The 23,062-nt window shown below is 64.5% G+C and carries 22 protein-coding genes; 9 read left to right on the top strand and 13 right to left on the bottom strand.

The window, feature by feature from the left end; all coding sequences use genetic code 11:
* Positions 1–6 precede the first annotated feature (6 nt).
* On the bottom strand, positions 7–1,086 hold the full coding sequence (locus AC1D09_RS12825) for an AI-2E family transporter (protein ID WP_477661875.1): 1,080 nt from the start codon (positions 1,084–1,086) through the stop codon (positions 7–9).
* Positions 1,087–1,267: 181 nt separating this feature from the next.
* Between AC1D09_RS12825 and purM the strand changes: the two genes are divergently transcribed.
* Positions 1,268–2,308 (top strand): phosphoribosylformylglycinamidine cyclo-ligase, encoded by a 1,041-nt coding sequence (gene purM / locus AC1D09_RS12830; RefSeq protein ID WP_477661876.1) that lies wholly within the window; start codon positions 1,268–1,270, stop codon positions 2,306–2,308.
* Positions 2,309–2,317: 9 nt separating this feature from the next.
* On the opposite strand, the gene AC1D09_RS12835 is transcribed toward purM, so the two are convergent.
* Both AC1D09_RS12835 and AC1D09_RS12840 read right to left on the bottom strand, forming a co-directional pair.
* Positions 2,318–3,187, bottom strand: coding sequence for an EamA family transporter (locus AC1D09_RS12835; RefSeq protein ID WP_477661877.1), 870 nt, complete (start codon positions 3,185–3,187; stop codon positions 2,318–2,320).
* Positions 3,184–3,699 carry a hypothetical protein gene (locus AC1D09_RS12840; protein ID WP_477701082.1) on the bottom strand — a complete coding sequence of 172 codons (516 nt, stop codon included), beginning with the start codon at positions 3,697–3,699 and terminating at the stop codon, positions 3,184–3,186. Before AC1D09_RS12840 ends, AC1D09_RS12835 begins: the two co-directional genes overlap by 4 nt.
* A 124-nt stretch (positions 3,700–3,823) precedes the next feature.
* Here AC1D09_RS12840 and AC1D09_RS12845 point away from each other — a divergent pair, with 124 nt between their 5' ends.
* Positions 3,824–4,747: a LysR family transcriptional regulator gene (locus AC1D09_RS12845; RefSeq protein WP_477701083.1), complete on the top strand. Its 924-nt coding sequence runs from the start codon at positions 3,824–3,826 to the stop codon at positions 4,745–4,747.
* 87 nt (positions 4,748–4,834) lie between these two features.
* Positions 4,835–5,815: a ParA family protein gene (locus tag AC1D09_RS12850; protein WP_477701084.1), complete on the top strand. Its 981-nt coding sequence runs from the start codon at positions 4,835–4,837 to the stop codon at positions 5,813–5,815.
* Positions 5,816–5,836: 21 nt separating this feature from the next.
* Here AC1D09_RS12850 and metE read toward each other — a convergent pair whose 3' ends face one another.
* Positions 5,837–8,173, bottom strand: a complete 2,337-nt coding sequence (gene metE / locus AC1D09_RS12855) for a 5-methyltetrahydropteroyltriglutamate--homocysteine S-methyltransferase (protein WP_477661881.1) — start codon at positions 8,171–8,173, stop codon at positions 5,837–5,839.
* 118 nt (positions 8,174–8,291) lie between these two features.
* On the opposite strand from metE, the gene AC1D09_RS12860 reads away from it, so the two are divergent.
* Positions 8,292–9,215, top strand: a complete 924-nt coding sequence (locus AC1D09_RS12860) for a LysR family transcriptional regulator (RefSeq protein WP_477701085.1) — start codon at positions 8,292–8,294, stop codon at positions 9,213–9,215.
* A gap of 8 nt (positions 9,216–9,223) precedes the next feature.
* Here AC1D09_RS12860 and AC1D09_RS12865 read toward each other — a convergent pair whose 3' ends face one another.
* Both AC1D09_RS12865 and murJ read right to left on the bottom strand, forming a co-directional pair.
* Entirely contained in the window at positions 9,224–10,078 is an 855-nt protein-coding gene (locus AC1D09_RS12865) for a SirB1 family protein (protein ID WP_477661883.1), read from the bottom strand.
* A gap of 75 nt (positions 10,079–10,153) precedes the next feature.
* Complete coding sequence (murJ, locus tag AC1D09_RS12870; RefSeq protein WP_477661884.1) at positions 10,154–11,713, bottom strand: murein biosynthesis integral membrane protein MurJ; 1,560 nt, start codon at positions 11,711–11,713, stop codon at positions 10,154–10,156.
* A gap of 237 nt (positions 11,714–11,950) precedes the next feature.
* Here murJ and rpsT point away from each other — a divergent pair, with 237 nt between their 5' ends.
* Positions 11,951–12,262, top strand: a complete 312-nt coding sequence (rpsT, locus tag AC1D09_RS12875; RefSeq protein WP_007864125.1) for a 30S ribosomal protein S20 — start codon at positions 11,951–11,953, stop codon at positions 12,260–12,262.
* 130 nt (positions 12,263–12,392) lie between these two features.
* Here the strand turns inward: rpsT and AC1D09_RS12880 are convergent, their stop codons facing one another.
* Positions 12,393–12,713, bottom strand: a complete 321-nt coding sequence (locus AC1D09_RS12880; protein ID WP_477661885.1) for a DUF3579 domain-containing protein — start codon at positions 12,711–12,713, stop codon at positions 12,393–12,395.
* Positions 12,714–12,997: 284 nt separating this feature from the next.
* Here AC1D09_RS12880 and AC1D09_RS12885 point away from each other — a divergent pair, with 284 nt between their 5' ends.
* Both AC1D09_RS12885 and argF read left to right on the top strand, forming a co-directional pair.
* Positions 12,998–14,215, top strand: coding sequence for an acetylornithine/succinylornithine family transaminase (locus tag AC1D09_RS12885; protein ID WP_477661886.1), 1,218 nt, complete (start codon positions 12,998–13,000; stop codon positions 14,213–14,215).
* Between the two features lie 29 nt (positions 14,216–14,244).
* The gene (argF, locus tag AC1D09_RS12890; protein ID WP_477701130.1) at positions 14,245–15,156 is read left to right on the top strand and encodes an ornithine carbamoyltransferase; all 912 of its coding nucleotides are present in this window, start codon (positions 14,245–14,247) and stop codon (positions 15,154–15,156) included.
* 197 nt (positions 15,157–15,353) lie between these two features.
* Here the strand turns inward: argF and AC1D09_RS12895 are convergent, their stop codons facing one another.
* Genes AC1D09_RS12895 through AC1D09_RS12910 form a run of 4 tightly spaced genes read right to left on the bottom strand, consistent with a single transcriptional unit; the run spans position 15,354 to position 18,606 of the window.
* Positions 15,354–15,497, bottom strand: coding sequence for a hypothetical protein (locus AC1D09_RS12895; RefSeq protein WP_477701086.1), 144 nt, complete (start codon positions 15,495–15,497; stop codon positions 15,354–15,356).
* Positions 15,498–15,550: 53 nt separating this feature from the next.
* Complete coding sequence (glk, locus tag AC1D09_RS12900; RefSeq protein WP_477701087.1) at positions 15,551–16,639, bottom strand: glucokinase; 1,089 nt, start codon at positions 16,637–16,639, stop codon at positions 15,551–15,553.
* Positions 16,639–17,610 carry a Bug family tripartite tricarboxylate transporter substrate binding protein gene (locus tag AC1D09_RS12905; RefSeq protein ID WP_477661889.1) on the bottom strand — a complete coding sequence of 324 codons (972 nt, stop codon included), beginning with the start codon at positions 17,608–17,610 and terminating at the stop codon, positions 16,639–16,641. Before AC1D09_RS12905 ends, glk begins: the two co-directional genes overlap by 1 nt.
* A gap of 12 nt (positions 17,611–17,622) precedes the next feature.
* Complete coding sequence (locus tag AC1D09_RS12910; protein WP_477661890.1) at positions 17,623–18,606, bottom strand: porin; 984 nt, start codon at positions 18,604–18,606, stop codon at positions 17,623–17,625.
* Positions 18,607–18,924: 318 nt separating this feature from the next.
* On the opposite strand from AC1D09_RS12910, the gene AC1D09_RS12915 reads away from it, so the two are divergent.
* Positions 18,925–20,289: a class-II fumarase/aspartase family protein gene (locus tag AC1D09_RS12915; protein ID WP_477661891.1), complete on the top strand. Its 1,365-nt coding sequence runs from the start codon at positions 18,925–18,927 to the stop codon at positions 20,287–20,289.
* Here the strand turns inward: AC1D09_RS12915 and AC1D09_RS12920 are convergent.
* Both AC1D09_RS12920 and AC1D09_RS12925 read right to left on the bottom strand, forming a co-directional pair.
* Positions 20,214–21,356, bottom strand: a complete 1,143-nt coding sequence (locus AC1D09_RS12920) for a GntR family transcriptional regulator (protein WP_477701088.1) — start codon at positions 21,354–21,356, stop codon at positions 20,214–20,216. The two genes, AC1D09_RS12915 and AC1D09_RS12920, sit on opposite strands and share 76 nt — an antisense overlap.
* 73 nt (positions 21,357–21,429) lie before the next feature.
* Positions 21,430–22,194: an SDR family oxidoreductase gene (locus AC1D09_RS12925; RefSeq protein WP_477661893.1), complete on the bottom strand. Its 765-nt coding sequence runs from the start codon at positions 22,192–22,194 to the stop codon at positions 21,430–21,432.
* A 217-nt stretch (positions 22,195–22,411) separates the two neighbouring features.
* Here AC1D09_RS12925 and kynB point away from each other — a divergent pair, with 217 nt between their 5' ends.
* Positions 22,412–23,059, top strand: coding sequence for an arylformamidase (gene kynB / locus AC1D09_RS12930; protein WP_477661894.1), 648 nt, complete (start codon positions 22,412–22,414; stop codon positions 23,057–23,059).
* Positions 23,060–23,062: the final 3 nt, after the last annotated feature.

Genomic DNA, 23,062 nt, shown 5'->3' on the forward strand with positions numbered 1-23,062 from the left:
ATGTGTTTATCCCGGACCGGCCTTGTAAAGCCGGCTGCCCATATAGCTGGCCTTGAGGCGGCGTATGCCCACCAGCAGAACGGCGCTGGCCGGCAACGCCACCAGCACGCCAACAAAGCCGAATATCTGGCCGAAAGCCAGCAGGGCAAAAATCACCGCCAGCGGATGCAGGCCTATGCGCTCGCCCACCAGGCGCGGCGTAAGGTACAGGCTTTCCAGCAACTGCCCCACGCCATACACCACGGCCACCATGACCAGCGCCTTGAGCGAGGCGAATTCCAGCAGGCCTGCCAGCACGGCCAGCAACAGGCCCAGGCCGAAGCCGAGGTAGGGGATGAACATCGCCAGGCCGGTGAAGACGCCGATAGGCATGGCCAGGTCCAGGCCGAACAGGGCCAGGCCCACGGCATAAAACACCGCCATGATCAACATGACCAGCAACTGGCCGCGCAGGTACTGGCCCAGCACGGCGTCGGCCTCTTCGGTAAAGCTGTCGAAGCCGCCGCGCAGGTGGGGCGGCACCAGTTCGAGCACGCGGGCGACAAACTTGTCCCAGTCCATCAGCAGGTAAAACAGCGCCACCGGGATCAGCACGGCGTTGCCGACCACGGCCAGCGCCACGCTGCCGCCCAGCTTGAGCGAGGACATCAGCGAACCGAACAGGTCCTCGAAGTTGGCATTGAGGTACTTGAGCACAAAGGCCTTGATGCTGCCCACGTCCAGCGCCACGTGGATGCCGAACTGCGCCAGCCAGGGGGAAAGGCTGCTGTTGAGCCTGTCCGCCAGCAGCGGCACCTGCTCGCGCAGCACCGGCAGTTCCTTGGCCATGATGGGCACGATCAGCAAAAACAGGCTCAGCAGCACCACGATAAAGAGGAATTCGACCAGCACCACCGCCACCACGCGCGGCAACCGGCCCTTGCCCATGTCGTCCAGCCGGTTGACCAGGGGCGTCAGCGCATAGGCCAGCACGGCGGCCACCACAAAGGGCGTGAGCACCGGCCCCAGCAGCCACAGCGCGAGGACGACCAGGGCAGCGATCAGGCACCAGGCGGCGGCGCGTTTTTGGGCGGTGGTGAATTGCATAAAGCCTTGGGTTGAGCTTGCCGGAACAAGGCCGGATGGGGCCTGAAAGCGGCCGGATGGGTAGCCTTTAGAATCTCAGGCTGAATTCTATCGGGCTTGCAGGCCCCTCCAGCGCCACAAACCCGGCTTCCAGCCCCTCATTCGCCCCCATACCGCCCTTACCCGTAGCAAAGCCGACACCATGACCACCTCCTCCTCTTCCCCCCTGAGCTACAAAGACGCGGGCGTTGACATCGACGCGGGCGACGCGCTGGTCGAGCGCATCAAGCCCCTGGCCAAAAAAACCATGCGCGAAGGCGTGCTGGCCGGCATAGGCGGCTTCGGCGCGCTGTTCGAAGTGCCCAAGCGCTACAAGGAGCCCGTGCTGGTCAGCGGCACCGACGGCGTGGGCACCAAGCTCAAGCTGGCCTTTGAATGGAATATGCACGACACCGTGGGCATAGACCTGGTGGCCATGAGCGTCAACGACGTGCTGGTGCAGGGTGCCGAGCCGCTGTTTTTCCTTGACTACTTCGCCTGCGGCAAGCTCGACGTGGACACGGCGGCAAGCGTGGTCGGCGGCATCGCCAAGGGCTGCGAGCTCAGCGGCTGCGCATTGATAGGCGGCGAAACCGCCGAAATGCCCGGCATGTACCCCGCTGGCGAATACGACCTGGCCGGTTTTGCCGTCGGTGCGGTCGAAAAATCGAAAATCCTGACCGGCAAGGACGTCAAACCCGGCGACGTGGTGCTGGGCCTGGCCAGCAGCGGCGTTCACTCCAACGGTTTCAGCCTGGTGCGCAAATGCATTGAACGCGCGGCCGGCAATACGCCCGCCACCTTGGACGGCAAGCCCTTCAAGCAGGCCCTGATGGAGCCCACCCGCCTTTACGTCAAGAACGTGCTGGCCGCCCTGGCCGCCCACCCGATCAAGGCGCTGGCCCACATCACCGGCGGCGGCCTGCTGGAGAACATTCCCCGCGTGCTGCCCGAAGGCACGGCCGCCCACCTCAAAAAGGGCAGTTGGCCGCAAACCGAGCTGTTTGCCTGGCTGCAAAAAACCGCGGGCATTGACGACTTCGAGATGAACCGCACCTTCAACAACGGCATCGGCATGGTGGTGGTGGTGGACGCCGCCAACGCCCAGGCCACAGCCAAGACCCTGCGCGATGCGGGCGAGCAGGTGTATGAGATCGGCGTGATCGCCGCCAAGGGCGACGGCGCCGCCGTCACGGTCAACTAAGCAGGCAGATCAAGCCAGCGCCAGCCCCGCCACGCCCAGCAGCATCAGCGCCGCACCCAGCACCTGCGAAGGCTTGAGGGATTCCTTGAGCAGCCGGGCGCCCACCAGCGTGCCTATCAGCATGGACATCTCGCGCACCGGGGCCACGTAGCTGAGCGGTGCGGACTGCACGGCGAACAACACCAGGCAGTAGGCCAGCGGCGACAGCAGGCCTATCAGCATGATGGCCGTGCGGTGCTGCCGCCATTGCGCGGACAGCAAGGCACGCCGCGGGATCACCCAGGGTGCAAGCAGCACCGTGCGAAAACCCAGGCCCGCGGCGTAAAACAGCACCGGCGCCATGCCCAGGGACTTCACCGCCCAGCCGTCGACCACGGTGTAGCCGGCAATGCAAAGGCCGGTGAGCCCGCCCCAGAGCACTCCGCGCCGCCGCCGCGCATCCCCGCTGCCGGCAATGCCCGCGGCACCACCGGATGTCATGAAAACGCCCGCCAGCACCAGGGCCACACCCAGCCAGCCCAGCACACTGGGCAGCTCGCCGAGCAAGGCCACGGCTCCCAGCACCGCGAGCAGCGGCCCGGTGCCCCTGGCCATGGGATAGACCACGGCAAAATCGGCCACGCGGTAGCCTTTTTGCAGCACCAGCGAATACACCAGGTGCAGCAGCGCGCTGGCCAATGCCGCCAGCCACATCCAGCCATTGAAGGCCTGGGGGTGTTGGTGCCAGGCGAGCAAGGCCACCGGCACCGCGGCCGCCATGCTGACGCAACCGAACAGCCAGATAAAGAGCAGGCCGCCGGCCGCGCGCTTGGCCACGATATTCCAGAGCGCGTGGCACACCGCCCCCGCGAGCACCAGCGCCAGCGTCTGGGCGCTCATGCCGGCGTGCCAATTCCGGGCAAGCGAAAACGGCTGTCCAGCAAGGTTTTGACGCGCGCCGCCACGGCCTCGCATTCCTGCGCGCTGAGCGGCGCGAACCCCGATGCCCAGGCCGCCATGTCTTCCCAGCGCGGGAATTTGGGTGACTCGCCCCAGCGCCAGTCGGGATGCGCCGCCTGCCGGTTGCGCCCCAGCACATGCAGGTGCACCCGGCGGTTCGCCTGCACGTTCTTGGGCCCGGCGGGCGGGGCCTGGTCGTTGAGCGCCCAGTTTCCCGCCTCCCAGTAATTGAGGCAGCCCTCACGCAGGGCGGGCAGCACGTCCAGCATGGCGCGGCCGGTGGCGGCCACCAGGCAGGACCAATGGGCCAGTTCCAGCGGCGCCAGTTCGCTGCGCTCCCAGACCGGCCGCGGCGGATTGACCACCAGGTGGCCGCCGTCACGGCGGTCGCACAAAAGGGCATCAGGCAGAAGCAGGGTACCGCCGGGGCAGCTGTGCAAAACAAGGGGCATGGAGGGAAAACCTTTGACAGTGAGTAATGAGTAAATATGATCAACCAATACGCTGGTCAATCGCCATAATCCTTGAATTTCTTCTGTATTGCACTCAAAACCATGAGAAAAGCGGCCTCCAATGATGAGTAAAACAGATGACTCAACCCTCCAGACACTGCCGCTCAACGCGGTGCGGGTGTTTGTGGAAGCCGCGCGCCAGCTCAATTTCAGCCGCGCCGGCCGCGTGTTGGGCATGAGCCAGGGCGGCGTCAGCCGCCATGTCGCCACACTGGAGCGCTACTTCGGACAGCCGCTGTTCACGCGCAGCGGCACTTCGGTGCGCCTGACCGATGCGGGGCGCCTGTACTTCGACACGGTGCAGGAAGCCCTGTCGACCATAGAACTGGCCACCCGCCAGCTGGCGCAAAGCCAGGCCGGTGCCCGCCTCATCGTGCGCACCTCGCTGCCTACTTTTGCGATGACCACGCTGATTCCTGCCCTGCCCGGCTTCCAGCCCGCGGCTCCGGTGGCGGTGGACCTGGTGACCTCGCTTTCCCCGCCGGATCCTGGCGACAGCTACGACGTGCTGATCACGCGCGACCTGGCCATCGCCGGCGCCGAACACTGGCTGCTGGCCGCCGAAAACATCGTGTGCGTGGCTTCCCCGGCGCGTTGCCGCGAGTTCGCAGACCAGCCCGTCAGCCAGTGGCAGTTTCTCGCGGCGCAGTCGCGGCCCGATGTGCTGGCCGCCTGGTCCGCGCAACTGGGCGTTCAGGCGGCCGGCATCCATGTCAGTGCCAGCTTCGACCACTACTTCCTGGCGATCGCCGCGGCGACGGGCGGCATGGGCCACCTGGTGGTGCCCGAACTGCTGGTGGCCGAGCCGCTGCGCCGCGGCCACCTGCTGCGGGCATCCCCCGTGGTGGTGCGCGGCGACGCCAGCTATTCGGCCTATATCAACCCGCGCAGCATGGCCCCGGAAACCGCCCGGGTGTTCTGCCGCTGGCTCAAGGGATGGTTCAGGCAGGCACAGGACGGCCCGGCGGCCGCGCTACAAAAACACTAGCTGCGGGGACCGATGCCGACTGGCTTGCGCTGGACTTTTTGTTATTTCTGTATCAAACTGTTCTACTGGTCCGTCTTTGGAGCACACATGCCGGTCATCGCAGTCGTCAACCGCAAGGGAGGCAGTGGCAAAAGCACACTGGCCGCGCACATCGCCGCCTGGTGCGCGCGCAATGGCAGCTCGGTCATGCTGGGCGACGTGGACCGCCAGCAGTCGGCACGCAGCTGGCTCAAACGCCGCGGCGCCGACCTCCCCGCCATTGCTCCCTGGGCTGTGGACCAGAAAAACATGCTGCGCGTGCCCACGGGCATCACGCACGTGGTGCTGGACACGCCGGGCGGCATGCACGGCTTTGAACTCGCTCGCGTCGTGATGTTTGCCGACGCCATCGTCATGCCGGTGTGCAATTCCATGTTCGACCGCGAGTCGGCCGCGCAATGCCATGCCGACCTGATGGCCCTGCCGCGTGTGGCCAGCGGCCGCTGCCGCCTCGCCACCGTGGGCATGCGCATTGACGGGCGCACCAGCGCGGCAAAGGTCCTGGAGGAATGGTCGGAAGGCCTGGGCATGCCTTTCCTGGGCGCGCTGCGCGAAACCCAGCTCTATGTGCGCAGCCTGGAGCGCGGCATGACGATGTTCGACTTGCCGGCCAGCGCCGCCGCGCCGGACCTCGCGCAGTGGCAGCCCATACTGAACTGGCTCAGGCCCACGCTGTACCCGCCGCAGGCGGCCAACGACGCCCCCGAACACGCGCAGGCCAGGACAGTGGCCAAGGCCCCGGCCCGGGTGATTGCGCCCCGGCCTTCGGTCGCTGCGACACTGGGCGCCAGGCCGCTCAATCCGGCGCCCGCGCAAAACGCGGCGGCGGCGCCGCGCCTGGGCAGTTCCCTGCCCGGCAGCCTGATGCCGGCGCAGGAATCGCTGCTGCACGGCGCCCGGATGTCCGCCCAGAGCACAGCCCGCGCCGTGGTCCGGCCCGTCCAGGCCGCCGGCACACCGGCCATGTCGCGCAACATGAATTCGCCCGACGGCCTGCAGATCCCGCAGTTCCTCAAACGCGCCACCTGAGGCGCCGCGCCGGCCCCGCCGTCAGGCTGCGGCGAGTTCTTCGCGGACTTCGCGCGCTGCCCGCACCATATTGCCCAGCGCCGCCTCGGTCTCGGGCCAGCCACGGGTTTTAAGGCCGCAGTCGGGGTTGATCCAGAGGTTTTCCGCCGGGATCACCGCGGCCGCTTTACGCAGCAGCCGTACCATCTCGTCCACCGTGGGCACGCGCGGCGAATGGATGTCGTAGACGCCCGGGCCTATCTCGTTGGGGTACTTGAAGTCGCCGAAGCCGCGCAGCAGCTCCATGTCGGAGCGGCTGGTTTCAATCGTGATCACGTCGGCGTCCATGGCCGCGATTTCCGGCAGGATGTCGTTGAACTCCGAATAGCACATATGGGTGTGGATCTGGGTTTCATCGGCCACGCCGCTGGCGCTGATGCGGAAGGCGCGCGTGGCCCATTCCAGGTAGGGCTTCCAGCTGGCGCGGCGCAGCGGCAGGCCTTCGCGTATCGCCGGCTCGTCGATCTGGATGATGCCTATGCCCGCGCCCTCCAGGTCCGCCACCTCGTCGCGTATCGCCCAGGCGATCTGCCCGGCGGTCAGGCTGCGCGGCTGGTCGTCGCGCACAAAAGACCATTGCAGGATGGTGATGGGGCCGGTCAGCATGCCTTTCATGGGCCGCTTGGTGAGGCTTTGCGCATACACCGTCCAGGCCACCGTCATCGCCGCGGGGCGCGCCACATCGCCGTAAATCACCGGCGGCTTCACGCAGCGCGAGCCGTAGGACTGTACCCAGCCGTTTGCCGTGAAGGCAAAACCGTCGAGCTGCTCGCCGAAATACTCGACCATGTCGTTGCGCTCGGCCTCGCCGTGCACCAGCACATCCAGGCCCAATTCTTCCTGCTTGCGCACGGCGAGGCGGATCTCGGCCTGCATTTTTTCGGCGTACTGCGATTTGCCGATCTCGCCGCGCTTGAAGGCCGCGCGCGCGGCGCGTATCTCGGCGGTTTGCGGGAACGAGCCTATCGAGGTGGTCGGAAACAGCGGCAGCGCAAAACGCTGGCGCTGCACCTGCTGGCGCCGGCTGAAGGGCGAAAGCCGCTGATCGGCGCCCGCCGCGGCCCGGGCCAGCCGCGCCGCCACGGTGGCGCGGTGCACGCGCGGGCTGTTGCGGCGCGCCTGGGCGGCCAGGCGGGCGGCGGCCAGCTCAGCTTCCACGGATTTTTCGCGGCCTTCCAGCGCGGCTTTGAGCATGCGCAGCTCAAACAGTTTTTCCACCGCGAAGGCCAGCCAGGACTTGAGTTCGGCATCCAGCGTGTCCTCGGCCTGCAGGCTGTAAGGCACGTGCAGCAGCGAACACGAAGGCGCCAGCCAGAGCTCGCCCCGGTGCTTTTCGGCCACCGGCCGCAGCCTTGCCAGGGCGGCATCAGGGTCGGTGCGCCAGATGTTGCGGCCGTCGACGATGCCCACCGACAGCACCTTGTGGCTGGGCAGCCAGTCGGCCACACCGACGAGCTCTTCGGGTGCACGCACCGCATCCACATGCAGGCCCGCCACCGGCAGTTGGCAGGCCATGCGCAGGTTCTCCTGCAAGGGTGAAAAATAAGTAGCGAGCAATAGCTTGGGGCCGCCGCGCGCCAGCCGCCAGTAACTGGATTCATAAGCCTGGCTCCAGGCGGGCGGCAAGTCCAGGCCCAGGATGGGTTCGTCCATCTGCACCCATTCCACGCCCTGGGCCTTGAGGCGGGCCAGGATTTTTTCGTACACCGGCAGCAGCTTGCCCAGCAAGCTGAAGCGGTCGAAACCCGGCGTCTTTTCCTTGCCCAGCCAGAGGAAACTCAGTGGCCCCAGCAGCACCACCTTGACGGCATGGCCGGCCTCCTGGGCCTGCGCGACTTCGTCAAACAGGCGTTCGCAGGCCAGGCTGAACTCGGTGTTCGGACTGAACTCCGGCACCAGGTAGTGGTAATTGGTATCAAACCACTTGGTCATCTCCAGCGCGAAGCTGCCGCCGCCGGCGCCGCCTTCAGCGCAGCCGCAGTCCGCGCTGTGGCTGTGGCCGGCTTCGGCATTCACACCGCGCGCCATCGCGAAGTAACGGCCGAGCGCGGGCTCCTGCCCTGTGAACCCAAAGCGCGCCGGCTCGCAGCCCAGCATCTGGATGTGGTTGGCCACGTGATCATAAAAAGCGAAGTCACCCACCGTCACAAAATCCAGGCCCGCTTCTTTTTGCACCGCCCAATGGCGCTCGCGCAGCTCGGCGCCGGCGGCTTGCAGCGCGGCCAGGTCTATCTCGCCGCGCCAGTGTTTTTCAAGCGCGAATTTCAGTTCCCGGTGCGCGCCCATGCGCGGAAAACCCAGGGTGTGTGTATGGACCATGCAGGCTATCTCCCGTTTGCGAATCAACAAAGAACGCCATGGTCGGCCAGATTCAACTATTATTCAAACGAAAGATATTGTCTTTCAACATGAAAATTATTGATTCACACAATTCAGTATGACGCCATCGATTCTTGAACTGCGCCACCTGCGCACACTGACGGCCCTGCGCGACAGTGGCAGCCTGGTACGTGCGGCGCAGCTGCTCAATCTGACGCAGTCGGCACTGTCGCACCAGGTCAAACTGCTTGAAGACCGCTATGCCGCGCCGCTGTTCGAGCGCAAATCCGTGCCGCCGCAGTTCAGCACCACGGGCCTGCGCCTGCTGGCGCTGGCCGATGCGGTGCTGCCGCAGGTCGAGGAGGCCGAACGCGACGTGGCGCGCCTGGCGACGGGGCGCTCCGGCCAGTTGCGCATCGCGGTTGAATGCCACACCTGTTTTGACTGGCTGATGCCGGCCATGGACGCCTTCCGCACGCGCTGGCCCGAGGTGGAACTGGACATCGTCTCGGGCTTTCATCCCGACCCGATCGCGCTGGTGCTGCAGGACCGCGCCGACATCGCCATCGTGTCGGAGGCCGACGCCGATGAAACCGTGGACTTCCACCCGCTGTTCCGCTTTGAAATCGTGGCACTGCTGGCCAACCACCATGCGCTGGCGGCCAAGACGCACCTCACGGCCAAGGATTTCGCGGGCGAAACCCTGATCACCTACCCGGTGCCCGACGAAATGCTGGACGTGGTGCGCCAGGTGCTGGAGCCGGCCGGCGTCAAGCCCGCGCGCCGCACCACCGAACTGACGATTGCCATGCTGCAGCTGGTGGCCAGCGGCCGCGGAGTCGCCGCGCTGCCCAAGTGGGCGGTGCAAAGCTACCTGGACCGCGGTTATGTGAGCGCCAGGCCCATAGGCAAGAAGGGCTTGACCGGGCGGCTTTATGTGGCGTGCACAGAAGCCACCTCAGGCCGGCCCTGGCTGGCCGACTTTGTGGCGATCACGCGCGAGAGCTGCTTTCTCACGCTCAGCGAGATCGAGCTGCTTTAAGGCAAAGCTCAGTGCCGGCCCTGGCGCAGCTGGGCCAGGCGCTCGGCCATGGCGTCGATGTCGAGCGCGTCCTCGGCGTTGGCCAGGTAGATTTCCAGGTCGGCCATTGCGCGGTCCGGCTCGCCATGGGCGGCCCAGGCCAGGCCGCGGTCGCGGTATTCGGTCCAGGCTTCGGGCTGCAGCACGATGAGCCGATCCTGCACCGGGATCAGGCGCTGCCAGTCTTCCTGGGTCTTGTGGATTTCCTTGAGATTGCGCAGCATGCGGCTGATGATCTCGCGCGGCGGCGCCGACTGCAGGTACAGGCCCATGGGCACCTCGAACTCATCGCCCGGGCTGCCGCCGTGCTGGCGGAAAGGCTCCAGCCGCTCGGACAGCTCTTCGCGGCTCAGCGACTGGCCGCTGAACGGGTCTATCACCACCTGGCCCTTGGGCAGGTTGACCTTGACCATGAAGTGCCCCGGAAAGGCCACGCCGCGCGCATTGAGGCCCAGGCCCAGGGCCAATTCCAGCCAGAGCACGGCCAGCGTGATGGGAATACCGCGGCGCGTGCGCAACACCGCATTCAGGTAGCTGTTGTCGGGGTCGTAGTAGTCGTTGACGTTGCCGCCGAAGTTCAGGTCGTGGAAAAAGAACTGGTTCAGCGCGCGCAGCCGCTGCAGCGCCGGCGCGTCGGCCGGCAGGCGGCGCTTGAGCCGGGCCAGCAGCTGGTCGACGTCGCCCAATACCTGCTGCACGTCCAGGTCGGGGTATTCGTCCTGCGCCAGGCTGATGGCGGCTTCCAGAAGGGGGAAATGCTCGTCGCTTTCCACCAGGCTGGAGAAATATTGCAATGGTGACGGTACAGCCAGATTTAATTGCATGGCCCCTACTTTCTCATAAACCGGCGCAAAAAGGCATGCGGAAAATGCCGCTCGGGGCCTGGAGCATGCCGCCCGTCAATGTCTCAGCAGCTTTGTCACCTTGAGGCCGGACACCCACAACGCCGTGAAATACAGCAGCGCCGAGGCCAGCAACACCAGCGCCAGCCAGCCGATGCGCTCCAGGGAATGGCTTTTCAGCGCGACCCAGCTCACCGCCCCGGCGGCCCACAGCAAAAAGGCCGCGAGCAAGGCGCTGGCGCCGCCCACCTGCAGCGCGAACTTGCCCCAGCCCGGCATCGGTTTGTAACTTCCGCGCTTCAAAAGCCCCAGCAGCAGCCACAGGGCGTTGACCAGCGCGCCAATGGCGATCGACAGGGTCAGGGCCGCATGCTGCAGCAAGGGCACCAGGAAATAATTCAGTACCTGGGTGAACACCAGCACGCAGACGGCGATACGCATGGGTGTGCGCATGTCGTGCCGGGCATAAAAACCCGGCGCCAACACCTTGACGGCCACGATGCCCATCAGCCCCACGCCATAGCTGGTCAAGGCGGCTGTTGTGCGCTGGACGTCGAGGTCGCTGAACGCGCCATAGTGGTACAGCACCGCGACCAGCGGCTGCGAGAAAACCAGCAGGGCCACGGCACAGGGCACCGACAGCAGCACCACCAGGCGCAGGCCCCAGTCGAGCATGGAGGAATAGCGCTCTTCGTCCTGGCTGCCGCGCGCCGCGGCCAGTTGCGGCATCAGCACCACGCCCAGGGCGACGCCCAGCATGGCGGTGGGAAACTCCATCAGGCGGTCGGCATAGGTGATCCAGCTCACGCTGCCGGTGGCCAGGTGCGAGGCGATCTGGGTGTTGATGAGCAGCGATATCTGCGCCACGCTGACACCCAGCAGGGCCGGCAGCATCAGGGACAGCACCTTGCGTGTGCCCGGATCGTTCCAGGACTGGCGCAGGGCCGCGAAGCTGGCGCCTATGCGCGGCAGCAGGCCCAGGCGACGCAGCGCCGGCAGTTGCAGGCCCAGTTGCAGGATGCCGCCCACCATCACCCCCACGCATTGGGCATAGATCGGCTCGATGCCGTGCCTGGCAAACCAGGGAGCCCCCAGGGTGATGGAGCCTATCAGCGCCAGATTCAGCAGCACGGGCGAGGCGGCGGGCACGGCAAAGCGGCGCCAGGTGTTGAGGATGCCGCCGGCCAGCGCGACCAACGACATAAAGCCGATGTAAGGGAACATCCAGCGGGTCATCACCACGGCGGCGTGATAGCCCTGCGGTTTCAGGCCGCTGGCCATGGCCCAGACCATCAGCGGCGCGGCCAGCACGCCCGCCACACACAGCAGGACCAGCGTCCAGGTCAGCAGGGTCGCGACATGGTCAATCAGCTGTTTGGCGCCCTCTTCCCCCTGCTCCGCCTTGCAGGCCGCCAGCACCGGCACAAAAGCCTGGCTGAAAGCGCCCTCGCCGAGCACCCGCCGGAACAGGTTGGGGATGCGAAAGGCGACGTTAAAGGCGTCGGTCATGGCGCTGACGCCAAACACCGAGGCCATCAGCAGGTCCCGGACCAGGCCCGTGACGCGCGAGGCCAGGGTCAGCAGGGAAACGGTGGAGGCGGCTTTAAAAAGTGACACCGAGGGAGTTTAGCTGTCACGACGGCGCGCGACCGGTGTTTCATACGGCCGTATTTGGGGCTCTTCACCAGCAGGGGCCGCGGAACCGGCTTTGCCGGGCCGCAGGCGGGCGGCCCCTTCCTCAGTGCAAGGGGCAGGGAGCCGCCGCAGGCTCGCAGTGAGCGACCGTGGGGGTATATAATGCTAGGTTTGCTGCAACATCCACAGACTCCTCCCCAGGATTAAAGGAATACATATATGGCTACCGCCAAACCCAAGAAAAAGAACCCGCGCCTTGCGTCGGGCCGCAAACGCGTCCGCCAGGACGTCAAACTCAACGCCGCGAACACCTCGCTGCGCTCCAAATACCGCACCGCTGTGAAAAACGTCGAAAAAGCCGTTGCAGCCGGTGACAAAGACAAAGCCAAGGACCTGTTCGCCAAGGCCCAGAGCATTGTGGACACGGTTGCCGACAAGGGCATCTTCCACAAGAACAAGGCAGCGCGCGACAAGAGCCGCCTGTCCGCCAAGGTGAAAGCCCTGGCACTGGCCCCCGCAAAGGCCGCCTAAGCAATTAGGCAAATCGCCCGGACGGCATCTTCTTAACGAAAATACCGTCCGCCGTTTTGTAGGGTGCGCTGCAGCAAAGCAAAAAAGCCGTCGAAAGACGGCTTTTTTGTTGGCGCTTCAAAAACCTCAGTCAGCCCTTGGGCGGCTGGTCGGGGAGTAAACAGGCTTCGGCCATCTGCAAGTCGTTGTCTTTCGCGAAATTGATGGCGAAATCCCAGGCCATGGGCTCGGCCTCGCGCAGCTCCGCGTTGACGACCACACACTTCACGCCGTTGATGACCGTGGGCACACACCAGGGGGAGTAGGTCAGGTGGCTGCCGGGCTGGGGGCCGCCCGGGCGGAAATGGCTCATCACACCGCACAGCCTGTCGGCCCAGTCGCTGGGCCGGAAGGTTTTGCCGTCGCGGGTAATACCCTGGATAAAGACTTCTTTGGCGGTGTTGGAGACCATCGGGTGGAGGGTTTTTTGCGCTGCCCGGCATGGGAAAAGGATGGGATTTCGGCCCATGCTGCAGCGCACAACAATTCTAGCGTAACTCTGACTCTTATATAAGACTTGGAAGACAAATTTTCAATGGCAACGATAGTGGGCGGCGCCCGGGCGCTTGCATCGCAGTGATGCAGGAACGTCACAAAAGGCCGCAAAGTCTGCGCCTAAAATCAGCCCAGGCCCGCATCAACTGCTGCGGGCCTCGAATTTTCCGCACTGTCACAGCCCTTGTTCCGGAGTTTTCCATGACCGCAGCCCTGCCCAAGCACATCGAAGCCGCCTCCCCCCACGTGATGAACACCTACGGCCGCCTGCCCATCGCGCTGGACCACGGCCAGGGCTGCCGCGTCTGGGACGTCAACGGCAAGGCCTACCTCGATGCGCTGGGCGGCATCGCCGTCAACACCCTGGGCCACAACCACCCCAAGCTGGTGCCGGCCCTGCAGGAGCAGATCGCCAAGCTGATCCACACCTCCAACTACTACCATGTGCCGCTGCAGGAAGCCCTGGCGGCCAAGCTGGTGGAGCTGTCGGGCCTGGAAAACGTGTTTTTCTGCTCCACCGGCCTGGAAGCCAACGAGGCCGCGCTCAAGCTGGCGCGCAAGTTCGGCCACGACAAAGGCATTGAACGCCCGGAAATCGTGGTTTATGAAAAAGCCTTCCACGGCCGCAGCATCGCCACCCTGAGCGCCACCGGCAACCCCAAGGTGCAGGCCGGCTTCGGCCCGCTGGTCGAGGGTTTTATCCGCGTGCCGCTCAACAATATGGACGCGCTCAAAGCCGCCACCGCCAACAACCCCAATGTGGTCGCCGTGTTCTTTGAGGCCATCCAGGGCGAAGGCGGCATCAACAGCATGAAGGACGAGTACCTGCGCGAGGTGCGGGCGCTCTGCGACGAACGCGACTGGCTGCTGATGATCGACGAAGTGCAGTGCGGCATGGGCCGCACCGGCAAGTGGTTTGCCCACCAGTGGGCCGGTATCAAGCCCGACGTGATGCCGCTGGCCAAGGGCCTGGGCTCGGGCGTGCCGGTTGGCGCCGTCGTCACCGGCCCCAAGGCCGCCCACATCTTCAGCCCCGGCAACCACGGCAGCACCTTCGGCGGCAACCCGCTGGCCATGCGGGCCGGTGTGGAAACCCTGCGCATCATGGAAGAAGAAGGCCTGCTGGCCAATGCCGTGAAGGTGGGCGAGCACCTGCGCGCGGCACTGGCGCGCGAATTGGCCGGCGAAAAAGGCGTGAAGGAAATCCGCGGCCGCGGCCTGATGCTGGGCATTGAGCTGGCCGTGCCCTGCGGTGAACTGCTGGGCCGCGCCGCCGAAAACGGCCTGCTGCTGAGCGTGACCGCCGACACCGTGATCCGCATGGTGCCCTCGCTCATCATGACCACGGCCGAGGCCGACGAGGCGGTGGCCATCCTGGTTCCGCTGATCAAGCAGCTGTTGAAAGAGAAAAACGCGTGACCTCTGCGATCCCCTCCAAGCCCGCCCCCGTGCGGCATTACCTGCAGTTCAGCGACCTGAATGCGGCGGAATACACCTACCTGTTCGAGCGCGCCGCCATCATCAAGAAGAAGTTCAAGACCTACGAAAAACACCAGCCGCTGGTCGACCGCACGCTGGCCATGATTTTCGAGAAAGCCTCGACCCGCACCCGCGTGAGCTTCGAGGCCGGCATGTACCAGCTGGGCGGCAGCGTGGTGCACCTGACCACCGGCGACAGCCAGCTGGGCCGGGCCGAACCCATCGAGGACAGCGCCAAGGTCATCAGCCGCATGGTCGACCTGGTGATGATCCGCACCTTCGAGCAGACCAAGATAGACCGCTTCGCCGAGCATTCGCGCGTGCCCGTCATCAACGGCCTGACCAACGAATTCCATCCCTGCCAGATCCTGGCCGACATCTTCACCTACATCGAGCACCGCGGCTCCATCAAGGGCAAGACGGTGGCCTGGGTGGGTGACGGCAACAACATGGCCAACACCTGGCTGCAGGCCAGTGAAATCCTGGGCTTCAAGGTGCACGTCAGCACGCCGGGCGGCTACGAGGTGGACCAGTCCATCGCCGGCATACGCTCGGCCGAAAGCTACAAGGTCTTCAAGGACCCGATGCAGGCCTGCGCCGGCGCCGACCTGGTCACCACCGACGTCTGGACCAGCATGGGCTACGAAGCCGAAAACGAAGCACGCAAAAAGGCTTTTGCCGACTGGTGCGTGGACACCGAGATGATGCGCGCCGCCAAGCCCGATGCACTCTTCATGCACTGCCTGCCCGCCCACCGCGGCGAGGAAGTCGAAGCCGAAGTCATAGACGGCCCGCAGTCGGTGGTCTGGGACGAGGCTGAAAACAGGATGCACGCGCAGAAGGCGCTCATGGAGTTCCTTCTGCTCGGGCAGCTCGCGTAACACGCGAGCTGAAGGCGCGCAGCGCCGGCATGCTGTTTCGGCGCAGGCTCATGTGCGCAAAGCGCACGTGAAGCGGCCACAGGCCGCGTGCCGAAGCCAAAACAGGATGCACGCGCAGAAGGCGCTCATGGAGTTCCTTCTGCTCGGGCAGCTCGCGTAACACGCGAGCTGAAGGCGCGCAGCGCCGGCATGCTGTTTCAGCGCAGGCTCATGTGCGCAAAGCGCACGTGAAGCGGCCACAGGCCGCGTGCCGAAGCCAAAACAGGATGCACGCGCAGAAGGCGTTCATGGAGTTCCTTTTGCTCGGGCAGCTTAGCTAAGACCCTGGGCAACTTGCTCATCAGGGCGAGAAGGTCGAACCGGCATAGCCAGCAGCCTTTCCAGAAAGCATGGATCACTGCGGACGGTCAATTTCCAGCGCCGCCGCAGCGCCACGAAGCGCCGGTGACTGCCCTGCCTGAATCACATAAACAGGTATTTCCGACAGCTGTCGCGCGAAACGGCCTTTCGCCTCGAAGCGCTGCCTGAATGCGGAGCGATTGAACACCTCACCCAGACGCGGAACAATGCCGCCGCCTATGTATACCCCGCCACGCGCACCCAGCGTAAGCGCCAGATTGCCGGCAACCGTTCCGAGAAACGCGCAGAAAAGTTCGAGCGCCTCAAGCGCCTGCGAATCGCCGTGCTCCATGGCCGCTGCCACCACACCCGCGGCACCGAATTCGGCAACAACCTTCGCCCCGTCGATCTCCTGCACAGCGCGGTGAAGATCGGCCAGCCCCTGGCCACACACAGCGCGCTCGGCCGAAGGGTGGCCATACCGGGAGGCGAACCACTGAAGCAGCTGCTGCTCTCGCGCCGTGCAGGCCGCCAGAGTGACGTGGCCGCCCTCGCCCTCGATCGCTACCCATCCACCGCGGCCGTCAGGCAACAATCCGGACACACCCAAGCCGGTACCGGGGCCGATCAAAGCCTTTGCGGCGAGAGGAGCCGCTTGCCCACCCAGCACCTGACGCAGTTCCGCGGGACCGAGGGCCGGCAAGGCCAGTGCCAGGGCGGTGAAGTCATTCAGCACACGCAAGGTCGTGAAACCGAACTGCACTTTTAACGCGCGAATGGAAAAAGCCCAGTGATGGTTGGTCATCTGCACCTGGTCGCCAAACACGGGATTGGCGATGGCGATTGCGCAATTCGCGGGCGCGTTACGTCCCAGGATCGACAGGTAATGCCGAATCGCATCCGCAAGTTCCGGGTATCCGGCACAGGGCAAGATCACAAGGCGATTGATGGGCTCCCCGGCACCGTTCTGCCACGCGAAACGTGCGTTGGTTCCGCCAATGTCGGCCAAAAGCCGCGCATTGCCGTGAGGACTGGTGGGAACTGCAGCCATCAATTCCTCGGTGTTGATCGCGGCCGGGGCCGGAGAATGCCACCCGGCGACCGGCTCACGACGGTCGGCCCTGGCAGAAAACGCCGCCCCCATCACTCCATCGTGATTTTTGCGGTCTTCACGATATCGCGGTACAGCGCGGCCTGGGGACCGATGAACGCGCGCATCTCGCGCCCGGGCATTGGGGCGACCGTGATGCCGGCCTCCGCCAACTTGCTGCGCACCTCAGGCTGAGCAAGGGCTTCGAGCAAGGCCTTCTCATAAGCGACCACGATGGCGGGAGGCGTTCCGGCCTTCAGGAACAAGCCTTGCCACAGCGGCAGCGAAATGCCGTTAAACCCCTCTTCCTCGCCAATGCGCCTGACATTCGGCAACTGGGCGACACGCGCGCCATCCGACACCGACAAAGCCTTGATCTTGCCGTCCTTGAGAAAAGGCATGGCCGTCGACAGCACCAGCATCGCGCTGTCCACCTGGCCGCCGACGAGGTCATTCACGATCTGGGCACCGCCGCGGTAGGGGATGTGCAGCATTTCCACCTTCGCCTGCTTGTTGATGAGCGCACCATAGATATGCTGCATCGTCCCAATGCCGGGGGTGGCGTAATTGAAGCCAGCCTTGCCGCTTTTGCGCTGCGCAACGAGCAGGTCGGACAGCGTTGCATAAGGGGAGCCCGCGGGAACGGCAAAAATCATCGGCACCGTGGTCATGCGCCCCACGGGCAAAAGATCTTTATCCCAGTCAAGGCGGGTCTTGGGATTGACCATGGGCACAAGCACCGTGTCGGTGCCACCCATATAGACGAGGTTGCCATCGGCCGGCGCATTGAGCACTTTCTGCGCGGCGATCATGCCGCTGGCGCCAGCCACGTTCTCGACAATGACCTGTCGCCCCAGGCGCTTGGACAGCTCGGTGCCGACAACACGCGCGACCAGGTCGGCACTGCCACCCGCGGAGTAGCCGACCACCAGCGAGATGGGTTTGTCGGATTGCGCATGGACAACACCCGACAACAACGCGCCGGCGCCCAACAAGGCAAGTTGATTCAACAGTCTGCGTTTCATGCCGGGCTCCTTTCAGAAGGTGTGCTTGATGCCAAGATCGAACGCCGTCGCGCGGCTCTGGCCGACCTGCTTGGCGGAGCCTACATTCGTATACAGCAAGGTGCGCTTGCTCAGGTCGTACTGAACCCCCGCCCCCACCATTTTCGAATTGAGATGGGTTGCCGGGCGCAGGTTGCCGTAAGAGACATAGGTGCGCCCAAAACTCAGGGGCACCAGCGCAGACACGGTGAACGAAGTGGCGTCACCGTTGAGGCCGCCCTTGGCGCGTGAATAACTGGCGGTGGGGCGGACCACACCAAAGTCATAGCCCCCCGCAATGAGCTTGAGGTTGGTCCTGTTGTCCAGGCCATCGTAGGCTGCGCCGAGCCAGACCGGGCCGTCTTTGTACTGGATGTTGGCGGAGGTGCTCCGCTGGCGCGTGCCTTCACCCAGGCCGGTTGCCAGCTCGAAGCTCACGGCGCCCAGCGCCGGGGATTTGTAGCCTATGGTGTTGCTCCAGCGAATGTTGGAAGCCTCGACCGTCGCAGCGACCGGGAGGTAGTTTGCGTAGGTGTAAGTGGAGCCGGTCTGGCTGACATAGCTCCAGAGCGTGGGATCGGTATTGAGCGCAACCGTGTACGCTGCCGAGTATTCACGGCCGGAATAAATCTCGCCCCAGTCCTTGCTGCCTATGGCAAGCACCGAACGGCCCAGCCAGAAAACATTGGCGTTGCTCAGCGCCCCCGTGTCGGTGGCAAAGCGGGTCTCGATCTGAAAGCGCGTGTACATGCCGCCGCCCATGTCTTCCTCGCCACGAAAACCCAGGCGGGAGGTGTTGCCGGCTTTCACGTTCCAGTCATCATTGGGAGCCCTACCGGGCAGCATCCCGGCTGGCGTGGTGCCGCTGGTCGCTTTTGTCAGCCCTTGGTCAACGATGCCGTAAATCGTCAGTGATGACTGGGCGTGTACTGAAAAAGCCGGGGCCAGTGCGCTTGCGGCCAGCAATGCGCTGCGCATGGCAGCGCTCCGGGCTCTGCAGGGGCCCATAGGTGGAAAGAGGAATGTCTTCAAGCTTGTCTCCTTGTTATGCGCCGGCTCCATCAGCCGGCGGGGGCAGTATATATGTATTTATTGTATTACAGTACAATTAATATTGTATTGATCAAAATCCCCATCGCACCACCCCAAAACCCAGTGCGCATGCCCAGCCTCAGAATTTCGCCAATTTCACAAATCAATGCAATTCATACAATATGCAAGAACGGCTCCGCTTATCGGGTTTTTCTCCGCCACTGCCACCCCCCGTGCAAAGCGTTTCCTCCTGACGGGAACCCCATGAACATCGGAATGTTTGAATCCTTCATCACCGGCCACTGGTTCAGCGCTGAGGCCAAACGCATCTGGAGCGATGTCGCCACGCTGCAGGCCTGGCTCACCGTCGAAGCCGCCCTGGCCAGCGCCCAGGCTGAACTGGGTGTCATTCCTGCGGAGGCCGCAACCACCATTGCGCAGAAAGCAGATGCCCGGCTGTTCAACCTGGAGCGCCTTTCGAGCGACATTGCCTTCGCCCAGCACCCGCTCGTTCCCGTGCTTTACCAGTTCGAAGAGCTGTGTGGCGAGCCTGCCGCCGGTTTCATCCATTGGGGTGCGACAACGCAGAACATCTTCGATACCGCGAGCTCATTGCAGATGTTCGAAACGCATCAGCTGCTGGCGAACCATCTGGATGCGGCCATCGCCGCCTTCGGCCAACTTGCGCTGGCGCACCAAGCCACCGTGATGCCCGGCCGCACGCACGGCCAGCACGCCTTGCCCATGACTTTTGGCTTCAAGCTCGCCGGCTGGCTGGACGAACTCGACCGGGACCGCGATCGGCTCAAGCAGCGATTGCCATCGTCATTCGTGGCGAGCCTGGGCGGGGCCATAGGCACTTTCGCGGCCATGGGCAGCGCGGGGCGCGAGGTCGAGGTGCGGATGGCCGCGCAGTTGGGACTTGAGCCGGCGGGGCTGCCCATGCGTTCGTCCTACGACCGTGTCTGCGACTACATCTCTGCGCTGGGGCTGCTGGCCGGCACTGCGCAAAAAATCGCGCAGGATGTCGTGTTCATGCAGCGCACCGAGATCGGCGAGGTTGCAGAGGCATTTCACATGGGAAAGGTGGGCAGCTCGACCATGGCGCAAAAGCGCAACCCGTCGACCGCGCTGTTGCTGGCCAGTCTGGCGCGCATGATGCGGGCCCGGGTACCGGTGGCGCTCGAAGCGATGGTTCGCATGGATGAGGGTGACTCGTCCGCGACCAATGTGACCGATACGCTGTTGCCGGAAATTGCCATCATTGCGGCGTCGATTGCCGAAACCCTCGCGACCCTGGCCCAGGGCCTCGTCGTACACCCCGAGGCGATGCGCCGCAACCTCGATTTATCAAACGGCCTGATCGCGTCGGAAGCCGTGATGATGCGGTTGACCAGGCTGATGGGGCGGCATGAAGCGCATCAATTGCTCTATGAAGCGGCGCAGCGGTCCCAGTCCGAGGGCATGCCTTTCATGACGACGATCGGCGAGCATCCCCTGTTTGCAAAACGCGAGCTTCCGCCCGACCTGGTGCAGGCGCTCGTCGCCAGCAGCTATGTCGGCGAATCGGTGGTGCTCACGCGCGAAACTGTGGAACGCGTGGCCGGCAGCGGCGCCGCAATGGACTGACCCGCCTTGCTCGTCACCGGGATCAGGCGCACGCCGTAGGGCAAGGAGGGGTCGGCCCAGCGCGCATTGATCGCCTGGTACAGCGACTCGATCTGGTCGGCAACGCTGCACCCCATGGTGTCAAAAAAGTTGGCGTGTTCGTTCGCCAGATCCGTACGCCCCAGCAGCACCACGCTCAGCGCCGATGGGATGCCGACGCCGGCATCCGACAGCAGTTGCCGGAATTTGGCGCCATCTTCAACGCCCCATGCCACCAGGGCAGTGAACGGCAGCCGCCCTGAGGCATCAAGGCTGGCCTTGATCAGGTCTGCAAGCGCCGCTTCGTAATTGTCGTCAGGCAGGTGCGGCACAGTGATCTCGTGGAACTCGGTGTCCGCCAGGGTGCTCTGCAGGTATTCAAACCGCCGGCGGCCCATCTGCGTTGCCAGAACGGGGGACGACGTTGCCGCGTACGCGATGCGGCCATGGCCTTGCTGCCGTAAAAGGGCAATCGCCTTGGCCAGGGGTTCGCCCCACTCCATGCCGACCGCCTCGACGTCCGTGCCGGCGAGCGTCGCGCCATCCACCGCCAGCACATCGCATTTATCCCTCAGCGCGGCGAGCAAATCGATGGTGATGGTCTTGTAAGTCGACTGAACCACGCAGGCGTCAAAACGGGGCGAGCCTTTCAATACGGTGCGCGCATGGGCCGGGTCGGTGTATGAAACTTCCAGCACCCGATGCCCGTCGGCGGTGAACCGGCGCTGCAGGCCTTCCACCAAAACGCGGCCGCGGGTGATGCTGATGGAGCGCCGCAGCAGAAGCACCGACCTCGTTGCCTGCAACCGGGAGCCGGTGTTAGCCAGCGCAGGCTCGCCATCCCCCCGAAAGTAGGTCCCACGCCCCACCTGTGAATCGATCAGTCCCTTGGTTTTGAGGCCTTGAAAGGCGCGCTGGACCAGCATTTGCGATACACCGAAGCGGCGCATCAAATCACGTATCGGTGGCAGGCGATCGCCGGGACGGGCATTGTTCGCAAGCTCGTCCAGGTACTGTTCCAGGTCGGAGGCCGTATTGTTCATATACATACAATACAACACATTTTGCTGGCGCCGCCCACGCTGATCCGCGGCTCAAGCGGCAGCGTCAATCAGGGCCGCATCAACCGCGCCCCACAAACGGCATCTTCGTGGCCATGATGGTCATGAACTGCACATTGGTCGACAGCGGCAGCGACGCCATGTGCACCACCGCCTCGGCCACTTCCTTCGCATCCATCATCGGTTCAATGGCGATTTCGCCATTGGCCTGGGGCACGCCCTTGGCCATGCGCGCGGCAAGCTCCGTCATCGCATTGCCGATGTCGATCTGGCCGCAGGCGATGTTGTACTTGCGGCCGTCCAGCGAGATCGATTTGGTCAGGCCTGTGATCGCATGTTTGGTGGAGGTATAGGGCGCCGAGTTGGGACGCGGCGCATGGGCCGAGATCGAGCCGTTGTTGATGATGCGGCCGCCCTGGGGCGATTGGTCTTTCATCAGCCTGATGGCGCCCTGCGCGCAAAGGAAAGAACCCGTGAGATTGATGTCGACCACATTGGTCCATTGCTCAAACGTGATGTCCTCGATGTTCACCGGCGGCGCGCCCACGCCGGCGTTGTTGAACAGCAGGTCGAGGCGGCCGAACTTTTCCTTGACCTTGGCAAAGGCCGCCGCCACGGACTCGGGCTTGCTCACGTCGGTGGGCAGCGCCAGCGCGCGGTCCGTGCCGGACTCCTTGGCGACTTCGTTGAGCGGCTCCACACGGCGCCCCACCAGCGCCACGCTGTAGCCTTCACGCAGCAGGGCCAGGGCCACGGCCTTGCCGATGCCTGTGCCCGCGCCGGTGACGAGTGCGACTTTGCCGTTGGACTTGTTCTCGGAATTCATGGTCTGCCTTGTCTCTCTTGAAAGGTTGGAGGGAGGTATTGCTGATTGGTAAATCGATGCAGCGATGGGCCACAGGTCTGGATTGTGCCCCAGCCTCGCCAAGGCCGCATGAGCCTGGGCGGGCCATCATCGCCAGATACTTTAAGTCTCAAGTATTTTTGAGATTGTTGGAAATAACCGACACCACGGCTTTTTTGCCGGTGCTACCTTTGGATCCATGCCTGCCTTTACCCCATCAGCACCGCGCAAACTCTGGGACATCTCACCGCCGGTCGATGAGAACGCCGCCGTGTTCCCCGGTGACACGGCCTACTCCCAGACACTGCATTTCTCCCTGGCACCGGGCTGCCCGGTCAACGTCAACAGCATCACGCTGTCGCCGCACACCGGCGCCCACGCCGATGCGCCGCTGCACTATGCCAACGGCGCGGCCAGCGCCGGCGAGCTGGACCTTGCCCCCTACCTCGGGCCCTGCCGCGTGATCCATTGCCTGGACTGCGGCCCGCTGGTCTTGCCCGAACACGTCGCCCACGCGCTGGACGGCCTGCCGCCGCGTGTGCTGCTGCGCACTTCGCACAGCGCCAGCCAGGCCTGGGAAGCTTTCACCGCCATCGCGCCTGAAACGCTGGCATTGCTGGCACGCAAAAACATCTGCCTGATCGGCATAGACACGCCCAGCGTGGACCCGGCCACCAGCCAGGACCTGCCCAGCCATCACCAGTTGCTGGCGCACGGCCTGCGCGTGCTGGAAAACCTGGTGCTCGACGAGGTGGCCGAGGGCGATTACGAACTGATCGCCCTGCCGCTCAAACTGACCCGGGCCGATGCGTCCCCCGTGCGCGCCGTGCTGCGCGAACTTCCCTGAAAC

This window comes from Polaromonas sp. P1_A2 (assembly GCF_056406895.1).

What these genes read in the sequence shown, in the direction of transcription:
- AC1D09_RS12825 (WP_477661875.1), bottom strand. Translation starts at nt 1,086, where the DNA reads ATGCAATTCACCACCGCCCAAAAACGCGCCGCCGCCTGGTGCCTGATC.
- purM (WP_477661876.1), top strand. Translation starts at nt 1,268, where the DNA reads ATGACCACCTCCTCCTCTTCCCCCCTGAGCTACAAAGACGCGGGCGTT.
- AC1D09_RS12835 (WP_477661877.1), bottom strand. Translation starts at nt 3,187, where the DNA reads ATGAGCGCCCAGACGCTGGCGCTGGTGCTCGCGGGGGCGGTGTGCCAC.
- AC1D09_RS12840 (WP_477701082.1), bottom strand. Translation starts at nt 3,699, where the DNA reads ATGCCCCTTGTTTTGCACAGCTGCCCCGGCGGTACCCTGCTTCTGCCT.
- AC1D09_RS12845 (WP_477701083.1), top strand. Translation starts at nt 3,824, where the DNA reads ATGAGTAAAACAGATGACTCAACCCTCCAGACACTGCCGCTCAACGCG.
- AC1D09_RS12850 (WP_477701084.1), top strand. Translation starts at nt 4,835, where the DNA reads ATGCCGGTCATCGCAGTCGTCAACCGCAAGGGAGGCAGTGGCAAAAGC.
- metE (WP_477661881.1), bottom strand. Translation starts at nt 8,173, where the DNA reads ATGGTCCATACACACACCCTGGGTTTTCCGCGCATGGGCGCGCACCGG.
- AC1D09_RS12860 (WP_477701085.1), top strand. Translation starts at nt 8,292, where the DNA reads ATGACGCCATCGATTCTTGAACTGCGCCACCTGCGCACACTGACGGCC.
- AC1D09_RS12865 (WP_477661883.1), bottom strand. Translation starts at nt 10,078, where the DNA reads ATGCAATTAAATCTGGCTGTACCGTCACCATTGCAATATTTCTCCAGC.
- rpsT (WP_007864125.1), top strand. Translation starts at nt 11,951, where the DNA reads ATGGCTACCGCCAAACCCAAGAAAAAGAACCCGCGCCTTGCGTCGGGC.
- AC1D09_RS12880 (WP_477661885.1), bottom strand. Translation starts at nt 12,713, where the DNA reads ATGGTCTCCAACACCGCCAAAGAAGTCTTTATCCAGGGTATTACCCGC.
- AC1D09_RS12885 (WP_477661886.1), top strand. Translation starts at nt 12,998, where the DNA reads ATGACCGCAGCCCTGCCCAAGCACATCGAAGCCGCCTCCCCCCACGTG.
- AC1D09_RS12895 (WP_477701086.1), bottom strand. Translation starts at nt 15,497, where the DNA reads ATGAGCAAGTTGCCCAGGGTCTTAGCTAAGCTGCCCGAGCAAAAGGAA.
- glk (WP_477701087.1), bottom strand. Translation starts at nt 16,639, where the DNA reads ATGGGGGCGGCGTTTTCTGCCAGGGCCGACCGTCGTGAGCCGGTCGCC.
- AC1D09_RS12905 (WP_477661889.1), bottom strand. Translation starts at nt 17,610, where the DNA reads ATGAAACGCAGACTGTTGAATCAACTTGCCTTGTTGGGCGCCGGCGCG.
- AC1D09_RS12910 (WP_477661890.1), bottom strand. Translation starts at nt 18,606, where the DNA reads ATGCGCAGCGCATTGCTGGCCGCAAGCGCACTGGCCCCGGCTTTTTCA.
- AC1D09_RS12915 (WP_477661891.1), top strand. Translation starts at nt 18,925, where the DNA reads ATGAACATCGGAATGTTTGAATCCTTCATCACCGGCCACTGGTTCAGC.
- AC1D09_RS12920 (WP_477701088.1), bottom strand. Translation starts at nt 21,356, where the DNA reads ATGTATATGAACAATACGGCCTCCGACCTGGAACAGTACCTGGACGAG.
- AC1D09_RS12925 (WP_477661893.1), bottom strand. Translation starts at nt 22,194, where the DNA reads ATGAATTCCGAGAACAAGTCCAACGGCAAAGTCGCACTCGTCACCGGC.
- kynB (WP_477661894.1), top strand. Translation starts at nt 22,412, where the DNA reads ATGCCTGCCTTTACCCCATCAGCACCGCGCAAACTCTGGGACATCTCA.